Origin of the sequence: Actinoplanes sp. OR16, from assembly GCF_004001265.1 — a bacterium.
Lineage (GTDB): Bacteria > Actinomycetota > Actinomycetes > Mycobacteriales > Micromonosporaceae > Actinoplanes.
In genome coordinates this window covers 2,420,426-2,433,068 of record NZ_AP019371.1, presented here as the reverse complement: position 1 = coordinate 2,433,068, position 12,643 = coordinate 2,420,426, and the positions used below count along the sequence as shown (strand labels likewise).

Here is a 12,643-nt window from a genome sequence, read left to right as displayed (position 1 = left end):
ATGTTTGACGTGGTGCTTCTCAGCCTGTCGGAGAAGTCGGCGGGCGGCGACTCCTGCGGCGGCTGCGGTGACAGCTGCGGCGGTTCGGCCGCCGCCACGGTCTGCGCCCCGCGTACCCCGGTGCTGGCCTGTGCCGACGCCCTGCGCAAGGCAGGCGCTCAGGTCGAGATCGTCATGGCCGCTTCCGATCAGGAGATCGACGCGGTTCTGGCGCGTTTCGACGGTCCGGCCCGGCCCGACGGTCTGACCTGGCCCGATTCGGACGCCAAGCTCCGGCTGGTGGTGGCGAGCGCTACCGACGGCCAGTTGCGCGCCGTCGTGCGCAGGCTGGTCCGGCGGTACGCTCCGCCGCCCAGCAAGCGCCCCGCCGACCTGGACGCCGTCCGCACCGTGCCGGACCTGCCGCCGCTGGCGATCCTGCCGCTCGACCCGGGCAACTCCGACGACCTCGCGTCGCAGCTCGGGCTTCCGCGTACGCCCGAGGACGTGGCGGCGGCCGTGCTGAACGGCCCGGTCCGCCGGCTCGACCTGCTGCGCAACGACGGCGGCTCGGTGACGCTCGACGGCGCGCTGCTCGGTGGCGCCGACGACAACGGCCGCGCGGTGCCGTGGCGTGGCCGGGTCGAGGTCGACGACGCGCTGCTCACCGACGGCGAGGAGCCGGTGCTGGCCTGCGCGGTCGGCAACGCCGGTGGCTACGCCGAGTTCGACGGCTTCCGGCTGCTCGCCGACGGTGACCCCACCGACGGCCGGGTCGAGGTCGCGGTGGCGGTGCCGGTCGTGGTGAAGCAGCGGTTCCGTGGCACGAAGGTTCGCGTGGAGGTGCGCCGGGCTCGCGGGCGGGCCGTCTCGGTGCTTCCGCGCGAGGGCGACCTGCAGTTCCTCGACGACGGGGTGGCGGGATCGACGAGCCGCAAGCGATCCTGGTGGACCGAGCCGGGCGCCTGGGCGGTGTACGCGGGCTGATCTCTGTGCGACCCTGAACGGACATTTGGCTCGATCGATGTCTTTACGGAGGTCGCATCCGTGGCGGACGAACTCACCGAATCGCGGGGGCCCTGGTCGCAGCCGTTGCAGCGGCCGGCGCCCCCACCCGTGCCCCTCCCCGATCTTGACGAGGCCGAGAAGGACGACGAGTCGCCGACCGCCGACGAGTTCGCCCGCCGCCGCCTGGTGAAACCCTCGCAGCAGACCGCCACGATGGGCGCCCGGGCGCTGCTGCAGAAGAGCACGATGGGCCTGCTGAAGGTGCCGCCCGGCAGGCGCGAGCTGGCGTACAAGCAGGACGTCGAGATGGTCCGGCGCAACTTCGGCGGCCTGCGGCAGGTCACGATCGTGAACCCGAAGGGCGGCGCCGGCAAGACGGTTGCGGTGCTGCTGCTCGCCATGACGTTCGGCCAGAAGCGCGGCGGCTACGTACTGGCCTGGGACAACAACGAGACCCAGGGCACCCTCGGGATGCGCGCCCAGCAGGACTTCCATTCCCGCACGGTCCGCGACATGATGCGCGACCTGCACCTCTTCCAGGGCGCGCAGGGCCGGGTCGGCGACCTCTCGCAGTACGTCCGATCGCAGGGCGAGGGCATGTTCGACGTGCTCGCCTCGGACGAGTCGGCGACCGCCGGCGAGATGCTCACGGCGGGCGCGTTCGCCGAGATCCGGGACGTGGTGAGCCGCTTCTACAAGCTGATCTTCGTGGACACCGGCAACAACGTCCGCGCGGAGAACTGGCAGGCGGCGATGGACGCCACCGACCAACTGGTGATCACCATGTCGGCGCGCAACGACTCGGCCGAGACCGCAGCCCGGATGCTCGACCACCTGGAGCAGAGCGGCCGACGCCGGCTGGTCCGGGAGGCGATCACCGTGGTGACGATGCCGCCGACCCGCAAGGACATCGACCTGCCGGCGATCCAGCAGCACTTCGCGGCACGAACCCGCTCGGTGCTGCTGGCGCCGTACGAGAAGCTGATCGACTCGGGTGAGCCACTGCGTTACGGCGCCCTGTCGGCGAACACCCGCGACGCCTGGCTCAAGATCGCGGCAGCGGTCGCCGAAGGGCTGTGACCGGGACGGATCAGGTCAGGGCGTCGGCGGCGGCCGGGTCGCTGTCACGCAGGAACTGGGCGCACCGAGCAGCCTCGTCGGCCTCCCCGATCGCCGCGGCGGCCAGCGACAGCGAGTGCAGGCAGCGCAGGAAGCCCTGGTTGGCCTCGTGCGACCAGGGCACCGGGCCGTGGCCCTTCCAGCCGTTGCGGCGCAGCGCGTCGAGGCCGCGGTGGTAACCGGTGCGGGCGTACGCGTACGCGGTGACCGGCTCGCCGGAGTTCAGCGCGTCGGCCGCCAGCGGCGCCCAGGCGGCGCTGTAGGCGGGGTACTTGGCGGCGACCGCCTTGAAGGCCTCGACGGTGCCCGTCGCGGCGGCTGAGGCGAGGGCTTCGTCGGCCTCCGCGTCGGCGGGCAGACGGGTGGCCGGCGGCTCGGGAAGGAGGTTCTGCATGACCTCATTCAACCCGTACGGCGAAGGTTAATTCCGCTCAGTCCCATGCTTTCCCGAGGCGGAACAGCCGATCGGCGTACTCGATCTGCGTCTGCCACTCGGCCGGCCACGCGCCGAGGCCGAGCGACGCGCCCGCGAACGCGCCCGCCAGGCAGGCGATCGAGTCGGAGTCGCCGGACGAGGCGGCGCCCCGGCCGACGACGGCGACCGGGTCGTCCGGGGAGATCAGGTAGACGTAGAGCGCGGTGGCGAGCGCCTCCTCGGCGATCCATCCGGCGCCGGTGGCGAGGCACGGGTCGCCGTCGTGCTCGCCGCCCGCGAGCGCCGCCTCCACCCGGTCGATCGCCGTGGCGCACTCGTCCCATCCGAGCGCGATGAACTCTTCCGGCGAGGTCACCGTCGGCCGCTGCCAGAGCTCGCCGAGCCAGTCCCCGCGATAGATCCGGCGCTGCTCCACGCAGCGTTCCCGCAGCGCCTGCAGCAGGCGGTCCGGCGCCAGGCCGTTCTTCAACCACCAGCATGCGTACGCCGTGAGCTCACTGGCAGCGAGTCCCGTCGGATGACCGTGCGTCAGCGCCGCCTGCAGCTGAGCAGCTCCCGCACGCTGGTCGTCGCTCAGCCCCGGGATCAGGCCGATCGGGGTGACCCGCATGTTCGCCCCGCAGCCCTTCGACTCGGCCTGGGTGGCCTGCGTCCACGGCCGGCCGTCGGCGAGCGCCGCGCAGGCCCGCAGGCAGGTCATCCCGGGGGCGCGGTCGTTCTCCGGGCTGGCCGCCCACTCCAGGAAACGGCGGCGCAGCACCGGCTCGAACGTCTCCGGCGTGACCTCGCCGCGCAACTCCAGCAGCGTCTCGCCGACCGCGAGCGCCATCTGCGTGTCGTCGGTGACCAGGGCCGGCTCGCCTTCGAGCCGTCGTGGGCCGGCCGGGCCGTACCGCTCGACGATCTCGGCGTACGCCTGGAACTCGGTGGGCTTGCCGAGCGAATCACCGTAGGCCAACCCGAAGAGCGATCCCGACGCAGCACGCATGGGACAACTCTAGGTAGTCCGTCAATATGGAGCACATGCCCGATCCGTTACAGCCTGTCCTGGGCGGCGACGTCCCGTTCGACGCGACCGAGTTCGAGATCGAGTCCCGCGCCGAACTGGACTCCCTGATCGCCAAGCGCACCCTCGCCGGCCTGGTCGTCCTCGGCCTCCGCCTGGACCGTGACCCGCCGGACCTCTCCGATGTGGACGTGCACGACACGCTCTTCGTCGGCTGCGAGTTCAGCGGCCCGGACGCGGAGATCGACCTGATCCGCAGGGGCGCGCACGTGGTGCCGCCACTCGACGGGTTGCCCTACCCGACGCACCCGGCCGTCCTCTACACGCCCGAGGACCTCGCTCAGGGGTTCGCCGAGGGCGGCTTCGCCGGGATGTACGACACGGTCGTCTACGACCACTTCGTGGCGCACGGCGGCGCGGTCCCGACCGTCCGCGAAGCCGTCGCCCAGCGGCTGCACGACGCCGGCATCGACAACGCGCTCGGCAAGTCCCTCGCCGCCTGGGCTGCCGCGCACGGACAGCGGGGCGCGATCGGGATCATGGGCGGGCACGCGGCGCTCCGCGGGTCGGACGCCTATCGGATGGCGGCCTCGCTGGCACAGCGGCTGGCCGCCGGCGGTCGTCTCATCGTGACCGGCGGCGGACCCGGCGTCATGGAAGCGGCGAACCTCGGCGGGTACTTCGCCTCCCGTACCCCGGAGGATCTCTCTGCCGCGATCGACGCCCTGGCCGCGGCGCCGCACTTCCTGGACCACGACCCCTACACCGCGGCCGCCCTGGCCGTGCGCGCCGACTACCCGCTGCCCGCGCTCGACGCCGCCGGGCGCCTCCAGCACGGTGGTCTCGCCCTGCCCACCTGGCTGTACGGGCACGAGCCGGCCAACCTGTTCGCTGGGCAGATCGGCAAGTACTTCTCCAACGCCGTGCGGGAGGACTCGATCCTGCGGCTGGCCCGGGGCGGCATCGTCTTCGCGCCCGGATGGGCGGGGACGGTCCAGGAGATCTTCCAGGCCGCCACGAAGACGTTCTACGCCACCGACGGGCCGTCCGGGGCCTACGTCTTCCTCGGCGTCGAGCACTGGTCCGCGCTGCCCGTGACCGAGCTGCTGCGGCCGCTGCTGGCCCGTTCCCCGCACGGCGACCAGTCCGGGCTGATCGTGGTCACCGACTCGCTGGACGAGGCGATGGCGGCCCTGTCCGGCTGACAGTGGCGGGCGTGCCGCACACTGCGGTCATGACGAGCATCGTGGTGGTGGTCATCGCCCTGGTGGCAGTGGTGTTCTTCGCGTTCATGGCATTCGTCGCGGTCCTCGTTCTCCGAGCGGCCCGCCGAGGCCGCGACCACGGGCCGGTCCGCCACAGGAGGGCCCGCAGCGCGTCGTCGCACTCGTCGCACAGCCACTCGTCGGGCGATTCCGGCGGCTTCTGGGACTCGTCCGACTCGGGCGGCGGCTGGGGCTCCGACTCCGGAGGCGGCGGCGACAGCGGCGGTGGTGGCGGGGGCGGCGACTAGGCCACGTGGACGCGGCGCCAGTGGGCGGCCGGCAGATCGCCTTCGGGGACGTCGGTGAGGCCGTTCTCGTCCATCGCGTTGTAGACGGCGAGGCGCGCGCCGTCGAAGAGGAACTCGACGGCGTGCAGGACCCGGGGACGCCAGTCGGCCGAGGTGGTGCGCTCGATGACGTTCACCGCCCTCAGTGGACGGCCGCGGGCGTGCCGCAGGGCGGCGTGCGGGTCGGCCCGCCAGTCGAAGTGCTCGTACCAGTCGATCGGGCGGTCCATGTCGATCTGGTCCCAGGTGATCGCACACTCGTCGAACTTACGGTGAGTGATCTCTACATGACTCAGGCCGAAGTCGAGGATGACCGGGCCGTCGGCGAACCAGCCCCGCTGGGCGACGTCCCACATCAGCCAGCTGGACCGCAGCTTACGGCCGATGAGCCGCACGAACATGTGTCGATGTGTCGCGGCGAGGGCTTCGGCATCGTGATGCCACTCGGGTTTCCAGCCCTCGATGCCGAGCACGACCACCGTCCCTTGATCAAGACATTCGATCGTACCCATGCCGCTGTGTGACCGTGCAAGACAACGGCGGCCGGTCCCCGCCATCGGGGACCGGCCGCCGCCGAACGAGCTACTTCGAGAGGGTGGTTCCGGTCGAGCGGAGGTGCTCGCACGCCTCGACGACGCGCTTCGCCAGACCGTTCTCGGCCAGCTTGCCCCAGGCGCGCGGGTCGTACGCCTTCTTGTTGCCGACCTCGCCGTCCACCTTCAGCACACCGTCGTAGTTGTGCATGATGTGGTCGACGACCGGGCGGGTGAACGCGTACTGCGTGTCGGTGTCGATGTTCATCTTCACCACACCGAAGTCCAGCGCGCCGTGGATCTCGGAGAGCAGCGAACCCGAGCCACCGTGGAAGACCAGGTCGAGCGGCTTCTCCTTGCCGTACTTCGCGCCGATCGCGTCCTGGATCTCCTTGAGGATCTCCGGGCGGAGCTTGACGTTGCCCGGCTTGTAGACGCCGTGCACGTTGCCGAAGGTCAGGGCGGTCAGGTAGCGGCCCTTCTCACCCAGGCCGAGCGCGGCGGCGGTGGCCAGGCCGTCCTCGACGGTCGAGTAGAGCTTGTCGTCGATCGCGGCGGAGACGCCGTCCTCCTCGCCACCGACGACGCCGACCTCGATCTCGAGGATGATCTTCGCAGCGGCGGACGCGGCGAGCAGCTCCTCGGCGATCTGCAGGTTCTCGTCGAGCGGCACGGCCGAGCCGTCCCACATGTGCGACTGGAAGAGCGGGGCGAGGCCCTTGTTGACGCGCTCCTGCGAGATCGCGAGCAGCGGCCGGACGTACGAGTCGAGCTTGTTCTTCGGGCAGTGGTCGGTGTGCAGCGCGATGTTGATCGGGTAGTTCTTGGCCACCTCGGTCGCGTACTCGGCCAGGGCCACGGCGCCGGTGATCATGTTCTTGATCGTCGGACCCGAGGCGTACTCGGCGCCACCGGTGGAGATCTGCACGATGCCGTCGCTGCCGGCCTCCGCGAAGCCCTGCAGGGCCGCGTTGAGGGTCTGCGAGGACGTCACGTTGATCGCCGGGTAGGCGAACGCGCCGGCCTTGGCGCGATCGATCATCTCGGCGTAGACCTCGGGGGAAGCGATAGGCATCAGGCGCTCCTTGCTCTTTGGAACTACAGACAGAGGGCAGGACCGCGCTGTCCTCCAGCAGGCAGTATTCCGCAGTCGCAGTGCGTAGCGGAAATCACCCCGAAACTCGGACTCGGAACCCGGCACATCAGGCGTAAAGACAAATAACCTTCAGGTCATGTCCGTGCTTACCGGGCGGATCGCGACCACTGCGTCCGCGGTCCTGCTCGCTGTCTGTGGTTGCCCGCTTCCCGCCACTGCAGCACCCACGAGTCCCACCGTCACCGCCCGCTTCCAGCAGGTCACCCTCGCCCCCGGCGGCGACGGCCAGGAAGCGCTGCTCTGGGCGTCGATCGACGACGGCGGCACAGCGGGGTACACCACGATCGACTACACCGTCGACTACTCGGGCATCGCCTCGTTCGCCGAGGTCGAGCTGACCGAGGCGTACGAGAACCTCGGCACCGGCGGCTGGGCGATCGGTCAGAGTTCCGGCCTCACCCCGAGTTCGGACCCGTCGAACGGCGGCTGTGATCTGAGCGGCACGACGTTCACCTGCTCGACCGCGATGTTCACCGGGACCGGTGTGCCGTTCTTCGGTCTGAGCTCCTTCGGCATCAACCCGCTCGCGGACGCGGCCGCCGGCGCCTCCGGCACGGTGACGGTCACCGCCAAGGCCGGCGACGGCCCGGAAACCACCTCCGAGTCCCAGGTACGCATCGGCGAGGGCGTCGACCTGGCAGCCGTGGAGATCGACCCGATCGAGGCCGCCGCCGGCGAGTCCACCCCGGTGCAGTCGCGGGTCCGCAACGCCGGTTCGACCGTCGCCGACGGCGTGATGCTCTACGTCGGCGCCAGCCAGGACCTGCTGATCGGCGACCGGTACAAGAACTGCCGGTACGGCAAGGTGATCGTCTGCACCTTCGACGCCACCCTGCAGCCCGGCACGACGTACGAACTCGCCGAGCCCTTCACGATGCACCCGCCGGCCGACGCGATCGGCGGCAGCACCGTGGAGACCGAAGTCACCTGGACCACCGTGACCGAGTGGGATGACCTGCTCGCGTCCTGGCCGGACGAGCTGATCGAGGAGATCTTCGGGGTCGGCGAGGCCGGCACCGGCGGCGATCTGGAGCTCACCGAGGTCGTCTCGGTGGCCGGCGAACCGCAGGTCGAGCAGGACTACACCGACAACGACGTCAACCTCACCGCCACGGTGACCGGTGGCGAGCCGGCGGACTTCGCCGCGATCGGCGCCGAGGTCAAGGCCGCGGCGGACAGCACCGTCCCGGTCCGCGTCGGGCTGGTCAACAACGGGCCCGGCCGCCTCTACCCCGACCTGTTCGACAACAACAACGTGCTGGTCGGCGTCGCGCTGCCGCCGCACACGTACCTGGACTGGACCGAGAGCGAATGCGATGCCTGGGACCAGGAGCAGCAGTTCCTCTGCGTCTCGGACGCGGCCCTGAAGCCGGGCGGCCGCGCCTACTTCGACCTCGATGTGCGGGTGGAGAAGAAACCCGGCGAGGACGGCTCGGTGCGGGTGCAGGAGATCGCCGACAGCGGTACGACCGGCAACGACGCGGCGGCGATCAGGATCAGCGTGGCGGGCGGGGAGGCGAGTCTGCCGATCACCGGGCCGACCGGGCTGCTCGTCGTCGGCGCATTCCTGCTGGCGGCGGGCGGAATCGGGCGTTATCTGGCCCGGCGGCGCCCCACCTCGGATCGGTGACGCCGGTTTGTGCGGCATCTGGACGGGGGAAGCCGCACCATGAGAGGCGACGGACGAAGGGAGCCGATCATGACGCGCCCGATGGACCAGATCGACCTGGAGACACCCGAGGTGGACGCGGCCGAGCAGGCGGTGTCGGCCGTTCCGAGCTGGCAGGACGACGAGGGGGACGACGCTTCCGCGGTCGGCGAGGCCAACGAGTGGGACGCCCAGGAGCAGGGTCGCGTCGTCGAGTTCGACGACGACTACCGCTGACGAATTCGTTCGCCTGGGAACGGCGCCGCTGAGACGATCAGCGGGTGCTGCTCACCCTGACGACCACTCACCGGCCCGCGACCGATCTCGGATACCTGCTGGTCAAGCACCCCGGGAAGGTTCACTCCTTCGACGTGCCCACCGGTACGGCGTACGTCATGTACCCGGAGGCGAACGAGGACAGGTGCACCGCGGCGCTGATGCTGGACGTCGACCCTCAGCGGTTGCGGGCCCAGCGGGACGCGTTCGAGCTGAGCCAGTACGTCAACGATCGCCCGTACGCGGCATCCAGCCTGCTGGCCAGCGCGCTCGCCAAGGTCTTCCGCAGCGCCCTGCGCGGCGCCTCGAAGGACCGCCCGGAGCTGGCCGCCACCCCGATCCCGCTGGAGATCGAGGTGCCGGTGCTGCGCGGCACCGCCGACCTGGTGACCCGGCTGTTCGGGCCGCTCGGCTGGACGGTGGCGACCACGGCGATCCCGCTGGAGCCGGAGATCGGCGGGGACAGCCGCTATGTGCGGGTGCACCTCACCGGCGAGCTGCGGGTCGCCGACGCGCTCAACCACCTCTACGTCCTGCTGCCGGTTCTCGACGACGGCAAGCACTACTGGGTCGCGCCGGACGAGATCGAGAAGCTGCTGCGATCCGGTGAGGGCTGGCTCGCCGGCCATCCGGAGAAGGTGCTGATCGCCCGTCGTTACCTGGCGCACCGCAAGTCGCTCGCGACCACCGCGCTGCAGATCCTCGCTGCCGAGGAGGTGAACGACGAACCGGCCACCGAGGAGGAGGCCGAGCTCCCGGTGCCCCGCAAGGCGTCGCTCGCCGAGCAGCGCCGCGAGGCGGTCCTGGCCGCCCTGGAGGAGGTCGGCGCCGGCCGGGTCCTCGACCTGGGCTGTGGTGGTGGCGCGCTGCTCACCGCGCTGGTGAAGCAGCGGTCGTTCACCGAGATCGTCGGGGCCGACGTCTCCAGCCGCGCGCTGGAGATGGCCGCCCGCCGGTTGCGCCTCGACCGGCTTCCGGAACGGCAGAAGGACCGGATCAAGCTGATCCAGACCGCGCTCACCTACCGGGACGACCGGCTGCGCGGCTTCGACGCGGCGGTGCTGATGGAGGTGATCGAGCACGTCGATCTGCCCCGGCTGCCGGCCCTCGAAGCGGCCGTCTTCGGTCACGCCCGGCCCGCCGCGGTCGTCGTGACCACGCCGAACGCCGAGTACAACGTGCATTACGAAGGCCTGACCGGCATGCGTCACTCGGACCATCGCTTCGAATGGACCCGCGCCGAATTCGCCGCGTGGGCCGAGCGGGTCGCGGCCGAGCACGGCTACGCGGTCACGATCCGCGGCGTCGGCGATCAGCACGAGACGACCGGCGCGCCTACTCAGCTCGCTCTCTTCAAGATCCAGGAGGTGTCCGCATGATCCTCGACGTACCCGAGCTCTCCCTTGTCGCCCTGGTGGGCATCTCCGGCTCCGGCAAGTCGACGTTCGCCGGTGCCCACTTCGCGCCGACCCAGGTGCTCTCCTCGGACTACTTCCGCGGCCTGGTCGCCGACGACGAGAACGACCAGTCGGCCTCGGGTGACGCCTTCGACGTGCTGCACTACGTGGCCGGCAAGCGTCTCGCCGGCGGCCGGCTCACCGTCGTGGACGCCACCAACCTGCAGTCGCACGCCCGCGCCGGTCTCGTGAAGGTGGCCCGTGAGCACGACGTGCTGCCGGTGGCGATCGTCCTGGACGTGCCGGAGTCGCTCGCCTGGGAGCGCACGCAGGGTCGCGCCGACCGCACGTTCGACCGCCGCGTCCTCACCCGAATGCACCGTGACCTGCGGCGTTCCCTCGGCCAGCTGAGCCGCGAGGGATTCCGCAAGATCCACGTGCTGCGCGGGGTCGACGAGATCGCCGCCGCCGAGATCCGGTACGAGAAGCTGTTCAACGACCGGCGCGACGAGCACGGCCCGTTCGACATCGTCGGTGACGTGCACGGCTGCCGCGCCGAGCTGGAGCTGCTGCTCGGCAAGCTGGGCTGGACCCTGATCCGCGACGACCAGGGCCGCCCGGTCGACGCCGTGCACCCGGAGCCGGGACGCACTGCCGTCTTCGTCGGCGACCTGGTCGACCGCGGGCCGGACTCGCCGGGCGTGCTGCGCCTGGTCATGGGCATGGTGGCGGCCGGTCACGCGATCTGTGTGCCGGGCAACCACGAGCAGAAGCTGGCCCGCAAGCTGAACGGCCGCAACGTGCAGCTCACCCACGGTCTCCCGGAGACCCTGGAGCAGCTCGCCGCCGAACCGGACGAGTTCGTCGCCGAGGCGAAGGCCTTCATCGAGGGCCTGGTCAGCCACTACGTGCTCGACGACGGCAAGCTCGTGGTCGCGCACGCCGGGCTGAAGGAGGCGTACCACGGGCGGGCGTCCGGCCGGGTGCGCAGCTTCGCGCTCTACGGCGAGACCACAGGCGAGACCGACGAGTACGGCCTCCCGGTCCGCTACCCGTGGGCCAAGGACTACCGGGGTTCGGCCGCCGTCGTCTACGGCCACGTGCCGACACCGGTCCCGGAGTGGATCAACAACACGATCTGCCTGGACACCGGCTGCGTCTTCGGCGGCTCACTCACCGCGCTGCGCTGGCCGTCCCGCGAGCTGGTCGCGGTGCCGGCCGCCAAGGAGTATTACGCGCCGGTACGGCCGCTGGTCCCGGTCTCGGCCAAGGCCGACGGGGGCCTGGACATCGCTGACGTGACGGGCCGCAGGCACATCGATTACGGGTTCGGGCGGACGACCGTCCCCGCCGAGAACGCGGCCGCCGCGCTGGAGGTGATGGGACGGTGGGCCGTCGACCCGGAGACTCTGGTCTGGCTGCCGCCGACCATGGCGCCCTGCTCCAGCTCGACCGTGGACGGATACCTGGAACACCCGTCGTCGGCGTTCGCCGATCTGCGGGCCGCCGGGGTGAGCCGGGTCGTGTGCGAGGAGAAGCACATGGGCTCGCGGGCCGTCGTCCGTGTCTCGGCGTCCGGCGACGGCGACGCGATCTGGACCCGGACCGGCCGGCCGTTCTTCGGTCCGGAGCTGGACGAGCCGCTGCTTGCCCGGGTCCGGTCGGCCGCCGCGCCGATCTTCGCGGAGCTGGGCACCGACTGGCTGCTGCTCGACGCCGAACTGCTGCCGTGGTCGGCCAAGGCCGGATCGCTGATCCGGGACCACTACGCCGGGGTCGGGGCCGCCGGACGAGCGGCGCTGCCCGCCGCGCTGTCCGTTCTCGATCAGGTGGCGGGCCGCGGTCTCGACGTCGCCGCCCTGCGGGACCGGCTCGAGCTGCGATCCGCGGAGATCGACGGGTACTCGGCGGCCTACCGGGCGTACGTGAAACCGACCGATGGACTGGACGGGGTCACGCTCGCTGTCTTCGCGGTCCTCGCCGGCGGCGGTTCCTCGTACAAGGAAAAGGACCATGACTGGCACCTGGCGCACGCGGACCGCCTGGTCGCGGCAGACCCGAGCCTCTTCACGCCCACCCGGCGGATGATCGTCGACCTCGGTGACCCGGAGTCGGAGGCCGCGGCGACCGCATGGTGGCTCTCGCTGACCGCCGCCGGCGGCGAAGGCATGGTGGTGAAGCCCTGGGCCGGGCTCGGCGCGACGAACAGCGACGGGCGGCTCGTGCAGCCGGGAGTGAAGTGCCGCGGCCGGGAGTACCTGAGGATCATTTACGGTCCCGAGTACACCCGCCCGGAACAGCTCGAGCGGCTGCGCGGACGCAACCTCGGCCGCAAGCGGGCCCTCGCACTGCGGGAGCACGGGCTCGGTCTCGCGGCGCTGGACCGGCTCGCCGAGGGTGCCCCGGCATGGCGGGTCCACGAGCTGGTCTTCGCCATCCTGGCAGCCGAATCGGAGCCGGTCGACCCGCGGTTGTGACCACACGGTCAACGATCAGCGAGCAAAAGGTATCCACAGGATTCATACAGGTACCG

At 70.9% G+C, this 12,643-nt stretch carries 11 protein-coding genes and 1 pseudogene; 8 read left to right on the top strand and 4 right to left on the bottom strand.

The annotated features are described in order from the left end of the window. Both EP757_RS11240 and EP757_RS11235 read left to right on the top strand, forming a co-directional pair. A complete protein-coding gene (locus EP757_RS11240) occupies window positions 1-966 on the top strand; it encodes a diacylglycerol kinase family protein (RefSeq protein ID WP_127544645.1) in 966 nt (321 codons plus the stop codon). 108 nt (window positions 967-1,074) lie between these two features. Then, window positions 1,075-2,067 (top strand): annotated as a pseudogene (locus EP757_RS11235) (MinD/ParA family protein); the annotation flags it as partial. A gap of 10 nt (window positions 2,068-2,077) precedes the next feature. Here EP757_RS11235 and EP757_RS11230 read toward each other — a convergent pair. Both EP757_RS11230 and EP757_RS11225 read right to left on the bottom strand, forming a co-directional pair. Then, window positions 2,078-2,500 (bottom strand): DUF3151 domain-containing protein, encoded by a 423-nt coding sequence (locus EP757_RS11230; protein ID WP_127544642.1) that lies wholly within the window; start codon window positions 2,498-2,500, stop codon window positions 2,078-2,080. Between the two features lie 37 nt (window positions 2,501-2,537). Next, entirely contained in the window at window positions 2,538-3,530 is a 993-nt protein-coding gene (locus EP757_RS11225) for an ADP-ribosylglycohydrolase family protein (RefSeq protein WP_127544639.1), read from the bottom strand. 35 nt (window positions 3,531-3,565) lie between these two features. Between EP757_RS11225 and EP757_RS11220 the strand changes: the two genes are divergently transcribed. Then, on the top strand, window positions 3,566-4,753 hold the full coding sequence (locus EP757_RS11220; RefSeq protein WP_127544636.1) for an LOG family protein: 1,188 nt from the start codon (window positions 3,566-3,568) through the stop codon (window positions 4,751-4,753). A gap of 29 nt (window positions 4,754-4,782) precedes the next feature. Then, window positions 4,783-5,061, top strand: a complete 279-nt coding sequence (locus EP757_RS11215) for a hypothetical protein (protein WP_127544633.1) — start codon at window positions 4,783-4,785, stop codon at window positions 5,059-5,061. Here EP757_RS11215 and EP757_RS11210 read toward each other — a convergent pair. Both EP757_RS11210 and fbaA read right to left on the bottom strand, forming a co-directional pair. Continuing rightward, the gene (locus tag EP757_RS11210) at window positions 5,058-5,612 is read right to left on the bottom strand and encodes a hypothetical protein (RefSeq protein ID WP_232050459.1); all 555 of its coding nucleotides are present in this window, start codon (window positions 5,610-5,612) and stop codon (window positions 5,058-5,060) included. The two genes, EP757_RS11215 and EP757_RS11210, sit on opposite strands and share 4 nt — an antisense overlap. A 70-nt stretch (window positions 5,613-5,682) precedes the next feature. Further along, window positions 5,683-6,708 (bottom strand): class II fructose-bisphosphate aldolase, encoded by a 1,026-nt coding sequence (fbaA, locus tag EP757_RS11205; protein ID WP_127544630.1) that lies wholly within the window; start codon window positions 6,706-6,708, stop codon window positions 5,683-5,685. Window positions 6,709-6,865: 157 nt separating this feature from the next. Between fbaA and EP757_RS11200 the strand changes: the two genes are divergently transcribed. From EP757_RS11200 to EP757_RS11185, 4 genes are all read left to right on the top strand, one after another. Beyond that, the gene (locus EP757_RS11200) at window positions 6,866-8,419 is read left to right on the top strand and encodes a hypothetical protein (protein ID WP_127544627.1); all 1,554 of its coding nucleotides are present in this window, start codon (window positions 6,866-6,868) and stop codon (window positions 8,417-8,419) included. A gap of 69 nt (window positions 8,420-8,488) precedes the next feature. Continuing rightward, window positions 8,489-8,674, top strand: a complete 186-nt coding sequence (locus EP757_RS11195; RefSeq protein ID WP_127544624.1) for a hypothetical protein — start codon at window positions 8,489-8,491, stop codon at window positions 8,672-8,674. Between the two features lie 44 nt (window positions 8,675-8,718). Then, a complete protein-coding gene (locus EP757_RS11190; RefSeq protein WP_127544621.1) occupies window positions 8,719-10,092 on the top strand; it encodes a 3' terminal RNA ribose 2'-O-methyltransferase Hen1 in 1,374 nt (457 codons plus the stop codon). Then, on the top strand, window positions 10,089-12,587 hold the full coding sequence (locus tag EP757_RS11185; protein WP_127544618.1) for a polynucleotide kinase-phosphatase: 2,499 nt from the start codon (window positions 10,089-10,091) through the stop codon (window positions 12,585-12,587). The genes EP757_RS11190 and EP757_RS11185 overlap by 4 nt, the downstream gene beginning before the upstream one ends. Window positions 12,588-12,643: the final 56 nt, after the last annotated feature.